The sequence below is a fragment of the Cutibacterium avidum ATCC 25577 genome (genome assembly GCF_000227295.1).
In the GTDB taxonomy this organism is placed as follows: domain Bacteria; phylum Actinomycetota; class Actinomycetes; order Propionibacteriales; family Propionibacteriaceae; genus Cutibacterium; species Cutibacterium avidum.
Genome location: NZ_JH165054.1, coordinates 1,831,460 through 1,853,071, shown reverse-complemented (window position 1 = coordinate 1,853,071; position 21,612 = coordinate 1,831,460). Strand labels below are relative to the sequence as shown.

Genomic DNA, 21,612 nt, shown 5'->3' with positions numbered 1-21,612 from the left:
CGTGTGATCGTCGTGACGCCCGGTTCCCGTAGAATGTGACGCGACACCTAACTGATGAGGACCCATGAACAACACCACGATGCAGGATGATGCCGCCGATTCCGCGAGCATGGAAGAGCGGACCACAGCCGTCACCGCGATCGAGCTCCTCTTCGACCTGGTCTTCGTCGCTGCCATTGGTCAGCTCGCAACCACCCTTCACGATCATGTGACGTGGCGGGGCGGGCTCGAGACCATGGTGCTGTGGGTACCGCTCTACTTGTTGTGGGCCAACACCTCGTTCTCGGCAACCGGAACCATCACCGAGAACAAGTCGTTGCGGCGGCCCATCCTGTGGGTGCTCTTCTTCGGAATCTTCATGGCTGCCGGCATCCCAGTGGCGTTTGAGGACGGCGTCGAATGTCTCGCCTTCGTCGCGCCATATCTCATCGCCCAGCTCGGTCAGGTCGCCATGACGTGGTTCATCCACGGTCGCGAAGAGATGAAACTCCATTCCCGCGGGGTCATGGTGTGGCATTGTCTGTCAGCCATCGGTTGGATCATCGGCATTTTCGTTGAGCCGCACGCCCGACTGTGGGTCTGGTTCGCTGCGGTCATCGTCGAAGTGGCAGGGATGCTGCTGCGTCATCCGCTGGGACGCAGGAACAACTGGCCCAGCGCAGGTTGGCCAAGCTCAGGTTGGGCGTCATCCGCTGGGACGCAGGAACAACATCGACACCACCGAGTGGCAGTTCGACACCGCACACATGCTTGAACGCATCCGGCTGTTCCTCATCCTGGCTCTGGGCGAGCAGATCGTCAGCATCGTCACCGGCCTTCACGAAGCGGGGTTCCATCTACTCAACCTCCTTGCCGCCACCACTTCCATCGTCACCTTCTTCGCCTTGTGGTGGCTCTACATCTGGGACGTCGAGGTCATTCTGGAAACCGACCCTGCTGAGCACGATGATCCGGCCGAGTCCGGGGCACGCTCCGTCACCGTGCAGATGGTCCTTGCGCTGGGCCTCATCCCGCTCGCAGTGTCCGATGAGATCATCGTCGGCGAACCGGCCCATCACGGCAGCCTCACGCTGACAGCCCTGGCCTGTGGAGGTGCCATTCTGTATCTCGCGGCACAGGCATGGCACATTCACAGGGTCACTGAGCACACGCCATGGCGTCGCCTCGTGGCAATCCTCGCCCTCGTCATCGTCGCGGCGGCAAGCTTCATTCCTGCCATCGTGACCAACGCCTTGGTTGCGACCATCCTCGTCATCACCGCTGTCATGAGCCGACGTCACCACATGAAACACTTCGACCGAGACCCGACTGAGCATGACCGAATTATTGAGAAGTGACCATGACTGCTCTCCCCCATCCGCACACTGGGGACCTGTTCGAATCCCCCGTCATTCCTGGAACCGGCTGGCCAGGAGACCTGGCAACGCCACGGACACCAGTCGCCAACAACGCTGATGACGTTGCGAAGATTGCCGGCCGATGCAATGAACCCACCGACCTTGACGCCGCGATTTCAGTGTGCCGGGCATGTCCTCGCCTCATCGAATGGCGGGAGGACAAGGCGATCAGCAAGCGCGCTCAATGGCGCAATGAGCCTTACTGGGGGAGGCCCGTACCCTCGTTCGGGGATCCGATGGCCCGAATGGCAGTCATCGGCTTGGCACCCGCTGCGAATGGAGCCAACCGAACTGGTCGCATGTTCACCGGAGACCAGTCCGGGGATTGGCTGTACCGTGCCTTGCATGACGCCGGTGTTGCGTCTCAGGCGGAAAGCATCGACGCCGCTGATGGTCTGAGCCTCGATGACTGTCGCATCATTGCCCCGGTGCACTGCGCTCCACCCGACAATTGGCCGAGTCCCGACGAGAAACGCACCTGTGCGATCTGGTTCGACAACGAACTCTCTGCGCTGACCACCCTGCGTGCGGTGATGTGTCTTGGTCAGATTGCCTGGACGTCAACTCTGGGGGCTGCCCGCCGGCTCGGGTGGCAGGTCCCCCGCCCCGCTCCCCGCTTCGGCCACGGGGCTCGAGCCGAGATCACGAGGACGGACGGCACCACAGTCCACGTCGTCGGGTGTTACCACGTCAGTCGGCAGAACACGAACACCGGACGCCTCACGCGTCAGATGCTTGACGAAGTCGTCCACACACTTCGAGGTCTGGCTGTCGAATGATGCCCCTGGCACACCAGCCATCATCTTGGTATGACGCTGTACCCTGCCGCACCATCGCCAGTTCAGCAGCCAGGTCAAGCCCTAGGAAAAGATCCCGATCCATCCCGTAAGGACAGCTTGGCGATGTGAACGCTCGCGCACCATGATCGCCTTCCGTGCATTGATAATGCCCGTAGGCTGGGATCATGGTCATTCTCTCCAAGATTTACACCCGTACTGGCGACCACGGCTCGACCCGTCTGGTCGACAACTCAGTGGCAGCCAAGTCAGATCTGCGCGTGGAAGCGTATGGTCTCGTCGACCAAGCCAACGCCAACATCGGTCTGGCCATTGCCCTGGACTCCACGATCCACGTGCTCACCGATGAGGTGCGAGAAGCGCTCGGCATCGTCCAGAACGAACTGTTTGACGTCGGCGCTGATCTGGCCAACCCGCTTGTCGCAAACCCGAAGTGGGAACCGCTTCGCACCGTCCAGGAAAGCGTCGATCGGCTTGAGCGTTGGTGTGACGAGTTCGGCGACGATCTCCCGACCCTGAAGTCGTTCATCCTCCCGGGCGGAAACCCTGTCGGTGCGCAGCTGCACGTGTGCCGAACTGCCATTCGTACCGCGGAGCGAGCGGCATGGCGAGCTGCTGAGACATACGGAAATGAGATTTCGGATGACCCCGAGACGACTCCGGGCGGTGTCAACGAACTGGCGATCACATACCTCAATCGCTTGTCCGACCTGCTCTTCATCCTGTCGCGAGCAGCCAACAAGGCTGGCGAGGATTCTTCCGACGAGGTGTTGTGGGTTCCAGGTGGAGAACGCAACCCGGGAGCCACAAAGGAATGATCAGATGAGGTGACCTGCGGCGGCATATTCGACGCCACCGGGGGGAGCCGCCTCGAGCCACGACATGAGGCCGGTTACCACGCCAGGATCAACGACGATCTGGCACACCGAGGACTTGCCCTTGCGCCCTGTCTGAAGGGTGACGATCCCGTAGGCATCGGAGGCAAGTGCCAAGGAGTCATTCACGTTCGGCGGGCGGTGCTCGACCATGACGAGTCCGCCCCGCCTCAAGACAATGGCGGGAACGGGACGGGGATCGATCGCTCGATACCACTCGAAGGTGCCGTCGGCGTAGCGGGCAGTGCCAATCATCCATCCGCCGGGCTTGGGCCCACCCATAACTCGCAAACCGCACAAAAAAGCACCGCGTCTACGCATGAGAACGCGGTGCCTGACGAGAAGCCAGATCATGTAGATGACGGCACAACACACGATGAGGCCGATGATGACAGCATCCATCGCCAGCGTCGACAACATCGGTGTCATACCGATGAAAGCGATGGAAGCGTGCATATTCCAACGCTAGTCGTCAGAACATTGACATTCCACGAAGGTAACCCTAAGTTCCCTCGTCAGCGACGAGATGAAAAAGGGTCGCCGCGAGTGATTCGCGGCGACCCCCTTCCCACCCTCGTCAGACGTTCTACTTCCCGGCGACGCGGGCAGCAGCAAGCTGAGCCTGCGCCAGGTGAAGGCGGTGGGTCAGATCCTGGACGACCAAGGAGTCCTCCTCGGTTCGCTCGTCCGCGTTGATCTTCTTCCTCAGTTCGTCGAGGTCGCGGTGAGCCTGATCGACCGAGATCTCCTCCGACTTCGTGGCGTACTGGGTAATGATCGACACGTGGCCGTCATTGTCCAGGGCCACGAAGCCACCGTCACAGGCGATGACCTCGCGGGCACCGTCAGGAGTGATGATCTGGGCTGCGCAGGGCGCGAGGGCCGCGAGGAAGGCCTCGTGTCCGGGAAGGAGACCAATATCACCCTCGGTGGTCCGAACGATGATGTTGACCGACTCCCCCTTCCAGACCTCGCCGTCGGCGCAGACGACCTTGACTTGAAGCGGCGGGTGGTCCATGGGACTCAGCCCTCCTTCTTCATCTTGTCCCAGTTCTCCATCACCATGTCCATGTTGCCAACGTTGAAGAAGGCCTGCTCCGGAACGTGGTCCACGTCGCCACGGCAGATCATCTGGAATCCCTCGATGGTGTCGGCCATGGAGACGGTCGAGCCCGGGACACCGGTGAACTTCGCACCCGTGTAGGTGTTCTGTGACAGGAACTGCTGGATGCGGCGGGCACGAGCGACGGTGACCTTGTCCTCCTCGCTCAGCTCATCGACACCAAGGATGGCGATGATGTCCTGAAGCTCCTTGTTACGCTGCAGAATCTGCTTCACCTGGGTGGCAGTGTCGTAGTGCTCCTGCCCCACGTACAGCGGGTCGAGGATACGAGAGGTCGACGTTAGTGGATCTACGGCCGGGTACAGACCGCGAGAAGCAATCTCACGGGAGAGCTCAGTGGTGGCATCCAGATGGGCGAAGGTCGTCGCCGGAGCCGGGTCGGTGTAGTCATCGGCAGGGACGTAGACAGCCTGCATCGAGGTGATGGAGTGACCACGGGTCGACGTGATTCGCTCCTGCAGCTGGCCCATCTCGTCAGCCAGGTTCGGCTGGTAGCCCACGGCTGAAGGCATACGACCGAGCAGGGTCGAGACCTCGGAACCAGCCTGTGAGAACCGGAAGATGTTGTCGATGAACAACAGCACGTCCTGGTTCTGGACATCGCGGAAGTACTCAGCCATCGTCAGGCCGGTCAGGGCGATGCGAAGACGGGTGCCCGGGGGCTCGTCCATCTGGCCGAAGACAAGGGCGGTGTCCTTGAGAACCCCGGCCTCGTCCATCTCGTTGATGAGGTCGTTGCCCTCACGGGTACGCTCACCGACACCGGCAAACACCGAGGTACCGCCGAAGTTGTGAGCAATACGGTAAATCATCTCCTGAATCAGAACCGTCTTGCCAACGCCGGCGCCGCCGAAGAGGCCGATCTTGCCGCCCTTGACGTACGGGGTGAGCAGGTCGAGAACCTTGATGCCGGTCTGCAGCATCTCGGTCTCGGGCTCCAGGTCATCGAATCCAGGCGGATCGCGATGGATCGGCCAGCGCTCGGAGACCTCGATGGTCGACGGATCGACGTTGAGGACGTCACCGGTCACGTTCCACACGTGGCCCTTGGTGACATCGCCGACCGGCACAGTGATCGGGGCACCGGTGTCACGGACCTCGGTGCCACGGCGCAGACCGTCAGTCGGCTTGAGGGAGATGGCACGCACGACGTTCTCGCCGATGTGCAGGGCCACCTCGAGGGTGATGGTATGGGTCTCCCCCATCACCTCGGTGTCAACGTGAAGGGCATTGAAGATCTCCGGCATCTGTCCAGCCGGAAACTCGACGTCGACGACGGGGCCGATGACACGGACGACGCGGCCAATGCCGGCAGCCTCGTCCTTCGTCTCGGGGGTAATAGCTGTCGCAGTCATGATGTTCTCTCTCACTCCTGTGGGGCGGACTCTGCAAGGGCAGCGGCGCCACCCACGATCTCGGTGATTTCCTGGGTAATGGCAGCCTGACGGGCCTGGTTGGCCTGCCGACTCAGCGACTGGATCAACTGCTCGGCATTGTCGGTGGCTGCCTTCATGGCGCGTTGCCGGCTTGCCAACTCCGAGGCGGCCGATTGCAGCAAGGCGTAATGGATACGGTTCGCGACGTACAAGGGCAGCAACTGATCCAGAACACTGACCGGATCCGGTTCGAAGTTGTACTCGTGGAAGATCTCCTCATCGGATGTGCCGACTCCAGGATCACCAGCCTCGAGTTCTCCCTCCGGCGTCGCCTTCGGATCGACGACGGCCAGCGGCAACAGTCTCACGACCTTTGGTTTCTGCGTCAGCATCGAGTCGAAGTGGGTGTACACGATGTGGATCTCGTCAACCCCACCTTCCTCAGTCGGACGGAGGAACTCCTCGATCAACGTGTCCGCGATCTCGCGGGCCTGTCTATAGGTCGGCGAATCGGAGAAACCACTCCACACGTGCTCGGCCTTGCGACCACGGAACTCGAAGTATTGCACTCCCTTGCGACCACACAGGTAGGTGACGACCTCCTGCTCCGGCCTGAGAGCGGCGTGCAGCTGCTCGGCCGACTTGATCGCATTCGAGGAATACGCTCCGGCGAGACCGCGATCAGAGGTGACCAACAGCACAGCCGAACGCTTCGGGGCCGGATTGACGGAGGTGAGCGGGTGCTCCTCGTGGGTGTGGGAGGCAACCGCCGACAGGGCTCGTGTCAACTCTAAGGAGTAGGGACTCGCCGCCCTGACGATGTTCTGTGCCTTGACGATCCGAGAGGAGGCGATGAGCTCCATCGCGCGGGTGATCTTCTTAGTCGTCGCGACGGAGTTCCGCCTTTCCCGCAGTTCCCGCAGGTTTGAGGCCACGGCTCAGCCCTTCTTCGCGCGAACGATCTTGACCTGGTCGATCTCCTCGTCGGACATCGGATCGAACTCCTCGTGACCAACCAACATCTTGCCGTCAGAGGTCTTGAATCCCTTCTTGACCTCGTCGAACGCGGCCGCAGCTTCCTTCTGGGCGTCGTCGTCAAACTTACCGGTCTCACGGATCGTGGTGAGTACGTTTCCGTGGCTGCGCAGGTACTCGAGCACATCGCCCTCGAAACGCAGCACGTCGCTGACGGGGACGTCGTCGAACTTGCCAGTGGTGCCGCCCCAAACGCTGATGGTCTGCTCCTCGACCGGGTACGGGGAGAACTGTCCCTGCTTCAGGAGCTCCATCAGACGGGCGCCACGATCCAGCTGACGACGGGAGGTCTCGTCCAGGTCGGAGGCGAACATGGCGAAAGCTTCCATGTCCCGGTACTGGGCCAGGGAGATCTTCAGCGTGCCGGACACCGACTTCATGGCCTTGATCTGGGCGGCGCCACCAACTCGGGACACCGAGATACCGACGTCGACAGCCGGACGCTGGTTGGCGTTGAACAAATCCGACTGCAGGAAGATCTGACCGTCGGTGATGGAGATGACGTTCGTCGGGATGAAGGCGGACACGTCGTTGGCCTTGGTCTCGATGATCGGAAGACCGGTCATCGAACCGCCGCCCAGCTCGTCGGACAGCTTCGCGCAACGCTCCAGCAGACGGGAGTGGAGGTAGAAGACGTCGCCGGGGTAGGCCTCGCGACCCGGCGGACGACGCAGCAGCAGTGACATTGCTCGGTAGGCCTCGGCTTGCTTGGTCAGGTCATCGAACACGATGAGGACGTGCTTGCCCTGGTACATCCAGTGCTGTCCGATGGCCGAACCGGCGTACGGAGCGATGTACTTGAAGCCAGCGGGGTCAGACGCCGGGGCGTGAACGATGGTGGTGTACTCCATCGCACCAGCCTTCTCGAGAGCGCCCTTGACCTCGGCCACCGTCGAGCCCTTCTGGCCGACCGCGACGTAGATGCAGCGAACCTGTTTCTTGGGATCGCCGGACTCCCAGTTGGCCTTCTGGTTGATGATGGTGTCGATCGCAATGGCGGTCTTACCGGTCTTACGGTCGCCAATGATGAGCTGACGCTGACCACGACCGATCGGGATCATCGAGTCGATGGCCTTGAGACCGGTCTGCAGCGGCTCGCGGACCTCCTGGCGGTCCATGACACCGGCAGCCTGAATCTCCAGGGCACGACGTCCCTCGACATCCTTGATCTCCCCGAGGCCGTCCACGGGATTGCCCATCGCGTCGACGACGCGACCGAGATAGCCCTCACCGACGGGCACCGACAGCACCTCGCCAGTACCACGAACGGTCGATCCCTCATCAATACCGTCGGAGTCGCCGAGCACGACCACGCCGATCTGCCGCTCCTCCAGGTTGAGGGCGATGCCCATCGTCCCGTTCTCGAAGCGCAGCAACTCGTTAGCCATGACCGAGGGAAGACCCTCGACATGGGCGATACCGTCGCCGGACGTGACGACGGTGCCGACCTCCTCACGGGCCGCCGCCTCCGGCTCGTAGTTCTGGACGAAGTTGTCCAGGGCGTCGCGGATCTCCTCCGGACGTATCGTCAGTTCCGCCATTGCGTCTCCTTGTAAGCTCCCCCATCCCGCACCCGAGGTGGGGGTCACGTGTGTCAGCCCAGTTCTCGTCGGGCTTGGTCCAGACGGTGGGCCACCGTCGAATCGATGACCTCGTCACCGAGGTCGATGAGCGCACCACCGAGCGTCGCCGGGTCGACGACCTCGGACAGCTCGATCGGGCTGCCGGTGATCCGTTCCAGTTGCTTCACCATCTCGGCACGCTGTGCGTCAGTCAGCGCACTGGCAGTCGTCACGATGGCGCGCCTCCGTTCGGCCAGTTCGGCGGCAATGTGAAGATAGCCGTCGACGACCTGCTCGAAGGTGTTGTCGGACGACACCACCGCGCGGCGAGCCAGGAGGAGGGTGTCCTCGCTGACTCGATCGCCAATCAGCGTCGTGAGTAACTTCTGTCGATCCTTCACCGAACGGTTCGGATCACCGATCGCCACCTGAAGTGAAGCCTGTCCGCGTACCAGTCGACTGATGTGGAACAGCTCGTCGGCAACCGTGTCAAGACGGTCAGCCTGCCGGGCTCCGCGCAGCACGGCGCGAACACCCTGGCGCTCCAGCGCACGCGTCAAGGCCGCTGGTGACCGCCACTTGCAAGTGGTGGTCGCGTCCAGTAATTCCTTGCAGTCGGGAGAGACCTTCGACGCGAAGACCGCGTCCACGAGCCCCTGACGAGCCTTGGCCTCAGAACCTGTGTCCGAGACGGCTCGGCACAGACCACGTTCGCGATCCAGGACGTCGACAACCGCGAAGACCTCGCTGGCGAAGTCGGCTGTTGCACCGAGTCGATCTCCAGCTTCATCCAGCTGTCGTGACGCGCTCACCACTGTCGTCATGCCCGATTCACCGTCCGCGAGTCAGAAGCCGAGGGCTCCTCGGCCAGCGAGGAGAGGAAGCGGTCGACGGTCGCCTGGACGCGCTGATCGTCCTGGAGGGACTCCCCCACAATCCGACCGGCAAGAGTCGTCGCCAGACCACCAATCTCAGAGCGCAGTTCTCGCACTGCTTGTTCGCGCTCCGCCTGAATCTGAGCGTTAGCGCGCTCAGTGATGCGATTGGCCTCGGCCTGGGCCTTGGCACGCATCTCCTCAACGATCTGTGCGCCTTGGCTCTTGGCGTCCTCGCGAATCTGGGCAGCCTCGTCACGGGCGTTGGCAAGCTGAGCCTGGTACTTCTCCAGAGCAGCCTTGGCCTCCGCCTGAGCCTTCTCGGCCCTCTCGATCCCACCTTGAATCGTCTCGGTGCGCTCCTCGTAGAGCTTCTCGAAACGGGGGACAACCGCCTTGGCGATGAGCCAGGTGAGAAGCAGCAGGAGGATGATGCCGACGATGATCTCGATGGAATGGTGTGGGACAAGTGGCCCCAAATCCATTTCGAGAATGTTCATGCGTCCGGACTCACTTAACGATGAAGGCGAGCACGAAGCCGAACAGGGCGAGGGCCTCGACCACGGCGAAGCCGATGAATGCCGTCGACATCATGGCCGGACGAGCCTCAGGCTGGCGAGCAGTGCCATTGATGACGGACGCAAAGATCCACGCCACGCCGAGAGCCGGGCCGAGGGTTGCCAGGCCGTAGCCGAGGGAGTTGAGCGAGCCACCGATGAGCATGGGAACCATGGTGTGTCCTTCCGGATTGTGCCCCTTGTGGGGCGTTGTCTTCGTCGCCGGTCGGTTTGACGACGAGGTCTAGGGGGTTGTGCCGTCAGTGTCCTTCGGAGATGGAGGACGCCACGTACTGTGCCGACAGCACGGTGAACACGTAGGCCTGCAGGAAGCCCACGAACAGTTCCAGCGCGAAGAGCGCGAAACTGAGGATCAGGGAGAAACCGCCAGCAATGTTGTACATGACGCTGGAGGGGTAGGTGAGAAGGAATCCGCCGCCGACGACGAAGATCATGATGATGAGGTGGCCGGCGAACATGTTGGCGAACAGTCGCAACGACAGGGTCAGCGGACGGGTGATGAAGTTCGACAGGAACTCGAGCGGGATGATGAGCCACCACAGGTACCACGGGACGCCCGGAGGAAGCATCGAGTCCTTGAGGTAACGGATGCCCTTGGTCTTGAAGCCGGCGATGACGTAGACGAACCACGAGACGATCGCGAGACCGTAGACGTATCCGACGTGGGAGAAGGTCGGGAACATGAAGACGAAGAGCTCGCCGAACCAGTTATTGATGAGGATGAAGCTGAACAGCGCAACCAAGTACGGCAACCAGGGCTCGAAGCCATGACCGATGGTGTCACGCACCAGCGCGTTGCGAATGAAGTTGTAGCAGTACTCGCCGAAGACCTGGCGCTTGCCGGGAACGACCTTGAGGCCACTGCTCATCCACAGCCAGAAAGCGATGACGATGACGAAGGCGATGATCGCCTGCCAGAACGGTTTGTCCATCCAAGCCGCCCCGAGAGTCCCGTCGAACTCGAAGTCCTCAAGCCCCGGAGTGTGGAACTCCAGGGGAGACACGATCCCGTTCACTGACCCTCCCGGTCGTTGTTCTGTTCAGGCACGGTTCCGTACCGTTTGACGATGAGGTAGACACTCGCCGCGAGTCCGACAACCATGCCGACGACGAAGATCCACATCTGGTGGAAGTGGCTGGCCAACAGCCACCCGATGCCACCGTAGAAGAGCATGCCCGCCAGGACGTAGCTCAGGACGCCCCAGGCGTCGTCGCTGGAGGACGGCGTGGAGCTGGTGCTCGTTCGCGTCATCGAGTTCGTGCCCATATCCAGGCTGACTCTAGCAGCCATAGGCCTGTCAGTGCTCATCGTCGAGCTCCGTCGGTCCGACGAGTTTCGGCACTGGAGGAATCATGATCCTGCGGGTCTTCATAAATGCGTTGGGGACGTCGTCCAGCGACGACAACACCGACGATCCACGCGAGGGAAACGGCGACGATCGCTGCCGCACACGGGATCGGGAGCAGGCCCGTGTGGTACTGAGCCAGGAGTGCGCCGAGACCACCAAGAACGGCGATCTGGATGATGAAGAGCCCTACTCCCAGGATCCAGGATCCACTGCGGTTCAACAGGTGGACTCCGCGTCCACAAGCCAGAAAGACAACGGCAGCTGCGGTGCCGGCCAGACCACTGAGAGCGGAAGCCAGATGGGGAGTGACGCCAACCGTCGCCACCGTAGTGACAAGAAGCCCACATGCAGTGGCCCAGACCAAGCCGCTTCGGTAAATGCGTGACAGCACGTGAGAGGTCACGGGAGCAGAGCCAGCCACAGGAGTATGCCTGGGACCAGTCATGGCGAGACTCGTCATCTCGTCATCCCTCCCCGACGTCATGACCGATGGATCCAGTGATGGTGATTCAGGCCGCCAGAACTCGACAACGCTACGCTGTGAGTCGAGTGATTGGCCCTGCGAGGTTGCCCTCGGTGAGAAACGTAACACACAACGCGCGATGGCGTCGAAATCTCAGGCCTCGGCAGCCGGATGTCGCGAATTCGCCATGGTCAGGAGCACGCACATGACGAGTCCCGCAATGACGATGACAACCGCCCACCAGGTCCTCTCCAGGCCGATGAACACCGTCCCGAAGGTCAACACGGTGGTCCACAGATACATCAGCAAGACGGCTCGAATGTGGGAGTGACCATGCTGCAGGAGGCGGTGGTGAAGGTGCTGCTTGTCGGCGACGAAGAACCAGGTTCCCCGCCAAGTTCGCCTGACGTATCCCATGACGAGGTCGAGGACGGGAATCGCGAGCACCATGAGCGGGACGATGATCGGGAGGTAGGCGGGCACCAATCCGCCACCCTGTGCCGTCAAGGCCGTGGAGTCGATCTGCCCGGTGAGGGAAATCGTGGAGGTGGCGAGCAGCAAACCCAGCAGCAAGGCCCCCGAATCCCCCATGAACATCTTCGCGGGATGCCAGTTGTGAGGCAGGAATCCCATACAGGCTCCCGCAGTCGCAGCGGTGATGAGGCTCGTCGTCGTCGCCACCACAAAATCTTGCTCGTGGGCCAGCAGGTAGGTGTAGGAGAAGAAGGCGAGAGACCCGATGGCGACGACACCAGAGGCCAATCCGTCCAGTCCATCGATGAAGTTCACCGCGTTGGCGCACAACACGATGAAGAAGACCGTGACGAGGATCGATGTGGGCGTCCCCAGGGCGATGATCGAGTTGGGCAGCGGGATCCAGAACATTCGGACACCACCTGTGACGACGATTCCGGCCGCCAGCACCTGCCCTGCTGCTTTCGCCAGGGCAGGTAAGTCAAGCAGGTCGTCAAGGACACCCACGGCGCAGATGACGGCCCCAGCGACGCAGATCGTCAGGGCATCGTCGGCCACCAGGAGGTGACGCCCCAGGAAAGGCATGTTTCGCGCCAGCAGGCATGCCAGTGCCACTCCACCGAGCATGGCCACCCCTCCGAAGTAGGGTATGGGCCTGGTGTGCACGTCCCTCGCGCGCACCTTGGCGACAGCCCCCCACCTCAGGGCAGCTTGCCGGCACAGGCCCGACAACAAATAGGTCGTCAGGCCTGATGTCAGCATCACCAGGATGTACTCCCGCATGTTCGCAGGTCAGTTCTCGTCAGTCGGCGTGACTGGGGCATCGGTGTCCGCAGCAGTTGCGCCCTGAGCGATCTGTTCGGTCTCCTCGGCAGGTACGACATCATCGGTCGTGGAGGTCGGAGACTCTGTCGGGCCCTCTGGACTGGGCTCGTCCGACGGAGTTGTTTCGGCCTTGCGGACGTCCTCCTCAGCGGCCTCATCCTCGGACTCCTCCATCCCGACGACATCGGGAGCCACCTCATGGATGGCTTCCAAGGACAACGCTCCCTGGCGAACGACCTTGCCGTCAGTGGTCGACACGAAGTCGATGATGGTGGAGGCCTCTCCCACCCGACTCGGGCCGGCATCCAGATACACCGCAACCGTGACGCCGAGCTGATTGGCGGCCTCCTGAGCCGTCAGCGCGGCCGGATGTCCGGACTTGTTCGCACTCGAGACCGCCATCGGGCCCGTCATACGCAACAACTCACGGGTCTGATCCTGGTCGGGAACGCGCACGGCGAGGGTGCCGTTGGTCTCCCCCAGATCCATCCCGAGGGACTCCTGAGCACGCAGGATGAGAGTCAGACCACCTGGCCAGTACTTCTCCGCGAGAGCCTCCGCCGCGACCGGAATGTGCTGGCACAAAGCAGGCAAGGCGACCGAATCACTGACGAGGACTGGCGGCGGCATGTCGCGACCGCGTTCCTTGGCGTTGAGAAGACGTTGAACGGCCAAGGAATTGAGAGCATCAGCACCGATCCCATAAACGGTGTCGGTCGGCAAGACGATGCACTCACCGTCGGCGATGGCGTCAGCTGCCTGTTCCAGAGCCTCTTCGTAGGTCGCCGGATTCACGACGTCGAGTATGAGCGGGGTGATCCCGGTGTCCTCGGTCTCGGCCACGGCCTCGACGGGCTCGGACTGACTGTCGGTATCGGTCGACTCAACGTCAATGTCCTCCGTCAGCTCATTGTCCTCGACCGTCGTCTGGTCAGTCTCATCCATGTCATACATCCTTGCACCGTCGTCGAGCCGTGACGAACCTCGGCCTACCTGCGAGATCATCATGGTCCTCGATCTCGTCCCACTGCGCCGCCATTGCCATGCACCCGGTCAGGGCCTCGCGCTGAGTGTCGTCGTGCTCCATCACGAACAGACCCCCCGGCACGAGTAGCTGTGCGGCACGGTCGATGAGACGACGTGGAAGGTCCAACCCGTCATCCCCGGAGAACAGTGCGAGGTCGGGTTCGTGGTCCGTGACGTCAGTAGGCATAACTGGGGCATCAACACGTCGCAGATACGGCGGGTTGGTGACGACGACATCGAAGCGACGCCCATCATCTGGAGCCTCGAGGGCATCCCCGGCAAGAACCTCCACCCCGGTATCGGCAAGGTTCCGATGAGTCCACACCAAGGCAGCCTCGTCGAGTTCGACCGCGCTGACACGAGCTCCTGGTACCTCGTTGGCAATCGCGAGCGCGATGGCGCCGGTGCCCGCACACAGATCAATGACGCTCGGAGCAGATCCTGCCATGACGAGGCGCCGTGCCTCGTCGACGGCGCATTCGGTCACCAATTCGGTTTCCAGCCGAGGAATGAAGACTCCTGGGCCCACGTCCAGGCGCAGACCGCGGAACCAGGCATGCCCGACGATGTACTGAGTCGGTTCCCCGGATCGACGTCGCTCCACCATCTCGTTGAACCGATCCTCATCATGAGGGCTCACGCTCGACACGAAGATGAGTTTGGCGGGTTGGACGTCAAGGGCCTCGCACAGCAGCATCCGTGCGTCAGCAGCTGGGGTCTCGATACCTCCGCTGGTCAGCTGCCGGGTGGCTCGCGCCAGGAGAAGTGAGGGGGTGGGATCCGTCATGATGCTTCCTGCCCATCACGACGATCAGCCATCCGCCGGCTCACCTCGTTAGCGTGGAGGGCGTCAAGGACCTCGCCGAGATCACCCGCGAGGATCTGGTCAAGTTTGCGGGACTTGTAGCCGATGCGGTGATCGGTGAGCCGATTCTCCGGAAAGTTGTAGGTACGCACCCGCGCCGAGCGGTCGACGGTACGGATCTGGTCCCGACGCATGCGATCGTTCTCGTCGGCAGCTTGCTGGGCAGCCAGTGCGGCGACCTTGGCGCGTAGCATCCGCATGGCCTCGGCCTTGTTCTGCAGCTGGCTGCGTTCATTCTGACAACTGGCAACGATGCCGGTCGGAAGGTGGGTGAGACGAACTGCGGAATCGGTGGTGTTGACCCCCTGGCCGCCGGGGCCTGACGAACGGTACACGTCGACGCGCACGTCGGCAGGATCAATGTCCACCTCGGTCTCGTCGACGTCAGGCATGACGAGGACACCGACCGCCGAGGTGTGAATACGTCCAGCGGATTCCGTCACCGGTACCCGCTGAACCCGGTGAACACCGCCCTCGTGCTTGAGATAACCGTAAGCCGGGCGTGACGGAACCCCCTCGACGGCAACGACGACGGAGCGATAACCACCGAGATCGGTCAGCTCGCTGGTGAGTTCACGAATCGACCAGCCAACCCTCTCGGCATAGCGGGTGTACATCCGTAGCAGGTCGCCGGCGAACAGGGCGGACTCCTCGCCACCCTCGCCGGAATGGATCTCGACCAGGGCGTCCTCTTGGTCAAGGGGATCCGAGGGAGCCAGCAGCTCGGTCAGTTCACCGTTGACAGTCTTGAGCTGGTTTCGTAACGCGTCGGCCTCCTGCGCGAAGGCGGGATCCTCGTCAGCGAGATCCTCCGCGGCCTGGATGTCTGCTGCCAGGTGGTCGACGCGATCGGCCACCGACACGACGTGGCGCAGGCGCGAATGGCGTTTGCCCAGTCGTCCCATCGCAACCGGGTCGGACAGCACCTGTGGATCGGCGAGCTGAATCTCGATCTCCCGCAGATGACGACGAACCTCGTCAACCGCTTGCTGCGTCGATTCGCTCATGACCCTCCTGGCCAACCGTGTCGGGACCACACGAGACCCCTGAAAAGACCATGACGCCGAGCATCAGCCCGGCGTCATGGTGATACGTCATTGATGGACGACGTCAGTTCTTCTTGCCGTAGCGGCGCTCGAACCGGGCGACGCGGCCGCCGGTGTCGAGGATCTTCTGCTTACCGGTGTAGAACGGGTGGCACTTCGAGCAGACGTCGGCATTGAGGGTGCCGGACTTCGAGGTGCTGTGGGTGGTGAAGGTGTTCCCACAGGTGCACACCACGGTCGTCTCGTGGTATTCGGGATGAATTCCCTGCTTCATATGTGATCTCCTTAATCAAACGTGCCCCGGGTCGCCCGACTGATCATGCGGACGTGAACCGGAACCAGCGTTCGACGATACACCGAACGGCCGGCACCAGTCCACCTGACGACGTCAGTCCTGGCTGGGAGTCGTCTTCGAGATCGTGTAGAGGAACTCGACGTTGGTCTGAGTCTTGCGCAGCCTCGAGAGCATCATCTCGAGGGCCTGGGAGTCTTCCAGGCCGGAGAGAACGCGTCGCAGCTTCCACATGATCGCGGTCTCCTCGCGCGAGAGCAGCAGTTCCTCGCGACGGGTACCCGATGCGTCGACGTCGATGGCCGGGAAGAGCCTCTTGTTGGCGAACTCACGGCGCAGACGCAACTCCATGTTGCCGGTGCCCTTGAACTCCTCGAAGATGACTTCGTCCATCTTGGAGCCGGTCTCGACGAGCGCGGTGGCAAGAATCGTCAGGGATCCGCCGTGCTCAATGTTTCGGGCGGCACCGAAGAACTTCTTGGGCGGGTAGAGAGCCGCGGAGTCGACACCGCCGGAGAGGATTCGTCCCGAAGCAGGGGCAGCCAGGTTGTAGGCACGTCCCAGACGGGTGATGCCGTCCAGCAGGATGACGACGTCGTGGCCGAGCTCCACCAGACGCTTGGCCCGCTCAATGGCCAACTCGGACAACTGGGTGTGGTCGTCGGCAGGACGGTCGAAGGTCGACGCGATGACCTCACCACTGACGGTGCGCTGGAAGTCGGTGACCTCCTCGGGACGCTCGTCGACCAGCACCACCATGAGGTGAACCTCAGGATTGTTCTTGGTGATCGAGTTCGCGATCGACTGCATGATCATCGTCTTGCCAGCCTTCGGAGGCGAGACGATGAGGCCGCGCTGGCCCTTGCCGATCGGGCTGACCAGGTCGATGATGCGGCCGGTCATGTTCTTGGGATCATCCTCGAGGCGCAGGCGCTCCTGCGGGTACAGCGGGGTGAGTTTGGAGAACTCGGGACGCTGCTTCATCTGCTCAGGATCCGCGCCGTTGACCTGCTCGATCTTGACCAGAGGTGCGAACTTCTCACGCCGCTCCCCCTCGCGGTGTGCACGCATTTGACCGACAATGACGTCGCCCTTGCGCAGCCCATGGCGACGGACCATGGCCATCGAGACATAGGCATCGTTCGAGCCAGGCAGGTATCCCGAGGTGCGCACGAAAGCGTACTGGTCACGAATGTCGAGAATGCCGGAGCACGGCACGAGGACGTCATCCTCGCGGACATTCGGCTCGGAATCGGAGTAACGCTCGTTGGAACGCTTGCGACGATTCTGTCGATCGCGCTGACGGCGGCGGCGAGAGCGGCGACCACCATTGCCGTATTCCGAAGAGCGGCCGTAGTCATCGTCAGACTCATGATTCGAGTCATTGTTGTTGCGGTCACGCTGGCTGCCGCGATTCAGTTGGGGACGCTCGCCATTCTTCCCGCGGGACAGTGCCTCCAACCGGGCACCAACCTCGTCGTTGACATCGTCGCCGGAATTGCCGTTGGAATTCTCACGGGAGGTGTTGCGAGCCCGACGACGCGGCGAGTCTCCTGTGCCGCCACGGTCGCCATCGTCACGGTGCGGACGGTCGTTGGTGCCGTCCTCGCCACGCTGACCCCCGTCTTCTTGCGTCGGCACCTTGTCGGCACGTTTCTGCACTTCTGCGGCGTCGAGAAGGTCACCGACCGACGGGGTCCTTTCGCCCTCAGAGGAGCGCGACTCGGGATCAGTCGAGCCATTGTCGCGGCGACGACGGGTGCGCTGCGGACGGGTATCGTCCCCCTCACCGGAAGTGTGGAGCGCTAGACCACCATCACGACGAGGGCCGGATTTCCCAGTTCCTGGGTATCCCCCGTCAGAGATGGCGGCCACGAGGTCAGCCTTGCGCATACTGCGAGCTCCCTTGATACCCATCTGGATGGCGATGGATCGAAGCTCGGGCAGCAACTTCGTGGACAGATCCGAGGATCCACCCGGCTGTGAGGTTTGAGTCACGTAAGTCCCTTCGAACTGCCCCGGCCGGTGCAACTTCCGGCGGGCGAGGTTTCATCGGGCCTGCCGTCGGAATCGACAATGGGTCGGGCGGCTGACACCACGGGGATCCGAGATGGTCTGCTGAGCGAGACTCTCGGCCATGGTGTGGCGTTCGAGGCCCTCGAACGCCGAGGACATGGTCCCCACGAACGGGACTGTGGCACAGGGACCACGATTCGGTCGTCAGTGGGGAATTGCGCGCATCGAGCGCGCTTGCGTCACCACTATAACGCACGAAGCGGATCGCATTCACACAACGCGTCAGAGGAGATGAACGCCTTCTCCGAGAACAAGATCGTGGACGACGAAACCAGTGGTGTCGACGTCCCAGGCTCCCTCGAACTGATCACGGGCGCCCAGGGCCAGGACGGTGGGTCCGGCGCCGGAAATGACGGTGGCAACACCACGGTCGCGCAAAGCGTCCATGAGCGCAGCTGACTCTGGCATGAGAGTGCGACGGTAAGGCTGATGCAGCCAGTCCTGAGTGGCGGCCAACAAATGCTCTGGCGAGGTCGTCAGGGCCGTGACGAGGAGTGACGCGGCCAGAACTTGCTGCACGGCGTCGGCACGGTCAACCTGCTCAGGAAGAACCTGGCGTGCCAGCGCGGTAGGCACATGGCGATCAGGAACGAAGACACGGAAGATGATTGACGGGTTGACGGCCAGCCCGATGTGGTTGACGACTCCCCCACTCAACCAGGCCAGCTGGGCCCCACCGAGGATGGCCGGGGCAGCGTTGTCCGGATGTCCCTCGATGGCAGCCGCCATCGTCAGTAGCTCGGTGCGGTCCAACGGCACTCCCGGACACGCCAGTCCCCAGGCCAAGGCCAATCCGGACACGATTGCCGCGGCCGAGGAGCCAAGGCCACGGCTCTGCGGAATGGCATTGAAAGCGGTCAGGTGCAACCCAGCATCCGGGCGGGGGTAACCCAGTTCCACCAGCCCCTGTCGCAACGTTGCGACGACAAGGTGAGATTCATCATGCGGAACAGTGTCGGCCCCCTCCCCCGTCACATCAATCTGCACCCCGGGGTGATCAAGGACTTCGACTCCGACCTCGTCCCACAGGTCCAACGCCAGACCCATGCAGTCATAGGCAGGGCCCAGATTGGCCGAGGTGGCAGGAACACGCACCCGCACGCTGTCAGCCATCGTCAACCTCTCAGGAGTGGAAATCCAGCAAAGCTGCGACCTTGTCGGTCGACGCCTCGACGGCCTCGGTCGACAAGGTGGTGCGGCTCAGGGCAGTGTCAATGTCCTTGAGGCCATTGCCCGTCACAGTGATGACGATGCGCTGACCAGGCTCCAGACGGCTCTCGGACTTCAGCTTGAGAAGACCGGCCACACCAGTGGCTGAGGCCGGCTCCACGAAAATACCCTCGCGAGCTGCCAGGAAAGCCTGCGCGTCGAGGATCTGCTCATCGGTGACGGCCTCGATGAGACCGTTCGACTCATCGAGGGCGGCCAGGGCGAGATCGCCGGATGCCGGACGACCAATACGAATGGCCGTGGCCATCGTCTCGGGATCGTCGACGTCGTGCCCGAGTACCAGCGGAGCGGCCCCAGAGGCCTGGAAACCAAACATCCTCGGGGTGTGGCTGGCAGGGCCGTCAGCGGCGTACTCGCCGTAGCCCTTCCAGTACGCGGTGATGTTTCCTGCGTTACCAACAGGCAGGGCGTGGATGTCAGGGGCATCGCCGAGAACGTCGACGATCTCGAAGGCGGCCGTCTTCTGCCCCTCGATGCGGTACGGGTTGACCGAGTTCACCAGGGACACCGGGAAGTTCTCGGCCAGCTCGCGAGCGATGCGAAGACAATCGTCGAAATTCCCGAGGACCTGAATGATGCGACCGCCGTGGACGACGGCCTGGGCAAGCTTGCCAGCTGCGATCTTTCCCTGGGGAAGAAGCACGACTGGGGTCATGCCAGCCCGGGTCGCGTAGGCCGACGCCGAGGCCGAGGTGTTGCCCGTGGAGGCACACACGACTGCCTTGGAACCATCAGCAAGCGCCTTCGTCATGGCCATCGTCATGCCCCGGTCCTTGAAGGAGCCGGTCGGGTTGGAACCCTCGACCTTGATCCACACCGAGGAGTCGAGCTCGGCCCCCAGACGCGGCGCCGGCACCAACGGCGTGGATCCCTCCCCCAGAGTGACGATCTCGTCGATACCGTCCATCGGGAGACGGTCTCGGTAATTCTCGATGACGCCGAAGGGACACTTCTGCCGGGTCATGATCACATTCCCTCCACTCGGATGACGCGGGGATCAGAGTTGACGTAATGGTGTCCGGTGAGTTCGTCGACGCATTCCTTGACGTCGCACTCTCGGGCCTCGTGGGTGAGGATCTTGAGGGTCGCGGACCAGCCGTCGACACGGTCATTGCCCTCTACCGCCGACTGCTGCACGGTCTGCAAGGAGACGCCATGGCTCGCGAAGATCTTCGCGACTTCGGCGAGGACGCCAGGCTCGTCGCGTACCTGCAGGCGCAGGTGGAACCTGGTGTGAACCTCGGCGATGGGCAGAATCGGGAACTCGCCGTAGACGTCCTGAGGCGGTCCGGCAACTCCTCGAACCAGGTTACGAGCCACCGTCACCAGGTCACCCATCACGGCGGAGGCCGTCGGGGAGCCACCCGCACCCGGGCCGAGGAACATCAGGTGCCCAGCCTCGCGAGCTTCCACGAAGACAGCGTTGAAGGCACCAGAGACTCCGCCCAGCGGGTGGGCGGCAGGAACCAGCGCCGGATGAACGCGAGCAGAGATGCCGTCAGGACTGGCCTGGCAGACGGCAAGCAACTTGATGACGCAGTCCATGTCCCGAGCGGCGGCAATGTCCTCCCGAGTGATGGCAGTGATGCCCTCCCGGTACACCTGGTCGCCGCGCATGCGCGTGTGGAACGCCAAGGTGGACAGCAGGGCCGCCTTGGCGGCGGCGTCATATCCCTCGACGTCGGCGGTCGGATCGGCCTCGGCATATCCCTTGGCCTGCGCCTGGGCCAGAGCGTCGTCGAAACCTGCTCCCGTGGTCGTCATCTGGTCAAGGATGTAGTTCGTCGTGCCATTCACGATGCCCATCACTCGGGTGATCTGGTCACCGACAAGCGACTCGCGCAGCGGCCTGACGATCGGGATGGCTCCGGCCACTGCGGCCTCGTAGTAGAGGTCGACGCCATGGTCCTCGGCGACCGCGTGCAGTTCCGTGCCATGGGTAGCCAGCAGAGCCTTGTTGGCAGTGACGACGGAGTGTCCCTTCTCCAGGGCAGCCGTCAGGAGCTGACGCGCGGGGTCGATGCCACCAATGAGCTCGATGACGATGTCAATGTCGTCCCGGTTGACCAGCCCTGTCGGGTCATCCGTGAACAGCCGCGAGTCAAGGCCCTGACGGGGGCGATCAGGATGGGCGACAGCGATGCCAGCAAGCTCGACACGACGGCCCACCCGAGCCGCGACGTCGTCACTGCGGGACTCAATCATGCGGGCCACCTGGGAGCCCACGACCCCGCACCCCAGGAGGGCCACGCGGATCGGCTGGGCTGACGCGGGACCGGTGGTGTTCGTCATCTCGTCCTCATCTCGTTGTTATCAGCTGATGGTTGGTCAAGGGCCCTGGGCCGTGT

The 21,612-nt window shown here is 62.6% G+C and carries 23 protein-coding genes and 1 pseudogene; 4 read left to right on the top strand and 20 right to left on the bottom strand.

The window, feature by feature from the left end; translation table 11 throughout:
* The first annotated feature begins 64 nt into the window (after positions 1-64).
* From HMPREF9153_RS12745 to HMPREF9153_RS08270, 4 genes are all read left to right on the top strand, one after another.
* A complete protein-coding gene (locus HMPREF9153_RS12745) occupies positions 65-754 on the top strand; it encodes a low temperature requirement protein A (protein ID WP_004811210.1) in 690 nt (229 codons plus the stop codon).
* Complete coding sequence (locus HMPREF9153_RS12740; protein WP_004811209.1) at positions 747-1,337, top strand: low temperature requirement protein A; 591 nt, start codon at positions 747-749, stop codon at positions 1,335-1,337. The genes HMPREF9153_RS12745 and HMPREF9153_RS12740 overlap by 8 nt, the downstream gene beginning before the upstream one ends.
* Before the next feature lie 2 nt (positions 1,338-1,339).
* Positions 1,340-2,176 carry a uracil-DNA glycosylase gene (locus HMPREF9153_RS08275; RefSeq protein ID WP_004811207.1) on the top strand — a complete coding sequence of 279 codons (837 nt, stop codon included), beginning with the start codon at positions 1,340-1,342 and terminating at the stop codon, positions 2,174-2,176.
* 185 nt (positions 2,177-2,361) lie between these two features.
* Positions 2,362-3,012: a cob(I)yrinic acid a,c-diamide adenosyltransferase gene (locus HMPREF9153_RS08270; protein WP_004811205.1), complete on the top strand. Its 651-nt coding sequence runs from the start codon at positions 2,362-2,364 to the stop codon at positions 3,010-3,012.
* On the opposite strand, the gene HMPREF9153_RS08265 is transcribed toward HMPREF9153_RS08270, so the two are convergent.
* The 20 genes and pseudogenes from HMPREF9153_RS08265 to HMPREF9153_RS08170 form a co-directional block, all read right to left on the bottom strand.
* A complete protein-coding gene (locus HMPREF9153_RS08265; protein ID WP_004811204.1) occupies positions 3,013-3,525 on the bottom strand; it encodes a DUF2550 domain-containing protein in 513 nt (170 codons plus the stop codon). It abuts the gene before it with no gap.
* A gap of 130 nt (positions 3,526-3,655) precedes the next feature.
* Positions 3,656-4,087 (bottom strand): F0F1 ATP synthase subunit epsilon, encoded by a 432-nt coding sequence (locus HMPREF9153_RS08260; protein WP_004811202.1) that lies wholly within the window; start codon positions 4,085-4,087, stop codon positions 3,656-3,658.
* Between the two features lie 5 nt (positions 4,088-4,092).
* A complete protein-coding gene (atpD, locus tag HMPREF9153_RS08255) occupies positions 4,093-5,547 on the bottom strand; it encodes a F0F1 ATP synthase subunit beta (RefSeq protein WP_021108443.1) in 1,455 nt (484 codons plus the stop codon).
* An 11-nt stretch (positions 5,548-5,558) separates the two neighbouring features.
* Positions 5,559-6,503, bottom strand: coding sequence for a F0F1 ATP synthase subunit gamma (locus HMPREF9153_RS08250; protein WP_004811197.1), 945 nt, complete (start codon positions 6,501-6,503; stop codon positions 5,559-5,561).
* Between the two features lie 3 nt (positions 6,504-6,506).
* Positions 6,507-8,144, bottom strand: a complete 1,638-nt coding sequence (gene atpA, locus HMPREF9153_RS08245; protein WP_004811195.1) for a F0F1 ATP synthase subunit alpha — start codon at positions 8,142-8,144, stop codon at positions 6,507-6,509.
* A gap of 53 nt (positions 8,145-8,197) precedes the next feature.
* Positions 8,198-8,989 (bottom strand): F0F1 ATP synthase subunit delta, encoded by a 792-nt coding sequence (locus tag HMPREF9153_RS08240; RefSeq protein ID WP_004811193.1) that lies wholly within the window; start codon positions 8,987-8,989, stop codon positions 8,198-8,200.
* Positions 8,986-9,540 (bottom strand): F0F1 ATP synthase subunit B, encoded by a 555-nt coding sequence (locus HMPREF9153_RS08235; protein ID WP_004811192.1) that lies wholly within the window; start codon positions 9,538-9,540, stop codon positions 8,986-8,988. The genes HMPREF9153_RS08240 and HMPREF9153_RS08235 overlap by 4 nt, the downstream gene beginning before the upstream one ends.
* Positions 9,541-9,550: 10 nt before the next feature.
* Entirely contained in the window at positions 9,551-9,772 is a 222-nt protein-coding gene (gene atpE, locus HMPREF9153_RS08230; protein WP_004811190.1) for an ATP synthase F0 subunit C, read from the bottom strand.
* 85 nt (positions 9,773-9,857) lie between these two features.
* Positions 9,858-10,634 carry a F0F1 ATP synthase subunit A gene (gene atpB, locus HMPREF9153_RS08225; protein ID WP_004811187.1) on the bottom strand — a complete coding sequence of 259 codons (777 nt, stop codon included), beginning with the start codon at positions 10,632-10,634 and terminating at the stop codon, positions 9,858-9,860.
* Positions 10,631-10,909: a hypothetical protein gene (locus HMPREF9153_RS08220; RefSeq protein ID WP_004811185.1), complete on the bottom strand. Its 279-nt coding sequence runs from the start codon at positions 10,907-10,909 to the stop codon at positions 10,631-10,633. The genes atpB and HMPREF9153_RS08220 overlap by 4 nt, the downstream gene beginning before the upstream one ends.
* Before the next feature lie 14 nt (positions 10,910-10,923).
* Positions 10,924-11,292 (bottom strand): hypothetical protein, encoded by a 369-nt coding sequence (locus HMPREF9153_RS08215; RefSeq protein WP_004811184.1) that lies wholly within the window; start codon positions 11,290-11,292, stop codon positions 10,924-10,926.
* Positions 11,293-11,583: 291 nt separating this feature from the next.
* Positions 11,584-12,687, bottom strand: a complete 1,104-nt coding sequence (locus HMPREF9153_RS08210; RefSeq protein ID WP_004811181.1) for an MraY family glycosyltransferase — start codon at positions 12,685-12,687, stop codon at positions 11,584-11,586.
* 206 nt (positions 12,688-12,893) lie between these two features.
* A pseudogene (locus tag HMPREF9153_RS08205) lies at positions 12,894-13,674 on the bottom strand (L-threonylcarbamoyladenylate synthase); the annotation flags it as partial.
* 1 nt (position 13,675) lies between these two features.
* Positions 13,676-14,542, bottom strand: coding sequence for a peptide chain release factor N(5)-glutamine methyltransferase (gene prmC / locus HMPREF9153_RS08200; RefSeq protein WP_004811177.1), 867 nt, complete (start codon positions 14,540-14,542; stop codon positions 13,676-13,678).
* Positions 14,539-15,627, bottom strand: coding sequence for a peptide chain release factor 1 (gene prfA / locus HMPREF9153_RS08195; RefSeq protein WP_021108440.1), 1,089 nt, complete (start codon positions 15,625-15,627; stop codon positions 14,539-14,541). The genes prmC and prfA overlap by 4 nt, the downstream gene beginning before the upstream one ends.
* Positions 15,628-15,730: 103 nt before the next feature.
* Positions 15,731-15,940, bottom strand: coding sequence for a 50S ribosomal protein L31 (gene rpmE / locus HMPREF9153_RS08190; RefSeq protein ID WP_004811173.1), 210 nt, complete (start codon positions 15,938-15,940; stop codon positions 15,731-15,733).
* Between the two features lie 114 nt (positions 15,941-16,054).
* Positions 16,055-17,956, bottom strand: coding sequence for a transcription termination factor Rho (rho, locus tag HMPREF9153_RS11970; protein WP_004811171.1), 1,902 nt, complete (start codon positions 17,954-17,956; stop codon positions 16,055-16,057).
* A 300-nt stretch (positions 17,957-18,256) separates the two neighbouring features.
* Positions 18,257-19,147, bottom strand: coding sequence for a homoserine kinase (gene thrB, locus HMPREF9153_RS08180; RefSeq protein ID WP_004811167.1), 891 nt, complete (start codon positions 19,145-19,147; stop codon positions 18,257-18,259).
* 10 nt (positions 19,148-19,157) lie between these two features.
* On the bottom strand, positions 19,158-20,228 hold the full coding sequence (gene thrC / locus HMPREF9153_RS08175) for a threonine synthase (protein ID WP_370882832.1): 1,071 nt from the start codon (positions 20,226-20,228) through the stop codon (positions 19,158-19,160).
* A gap of 2 nt (positions 20,229-20,230) precedes the next feature.
* On the bottom strand, positions 20,231-21,556 hold the full coding sequence (locus tag HMPREF9153_RS08170; protein ID WP_004811163.1) for a homoserine dehydrogenase: 1,326 nt from the start codon (positions 21,554-21,556) through the stop codon (positions 20,231-20,233).
* Between the last annotated feature and the right edge of the window lie 56 nt (positions 21,557-21,612).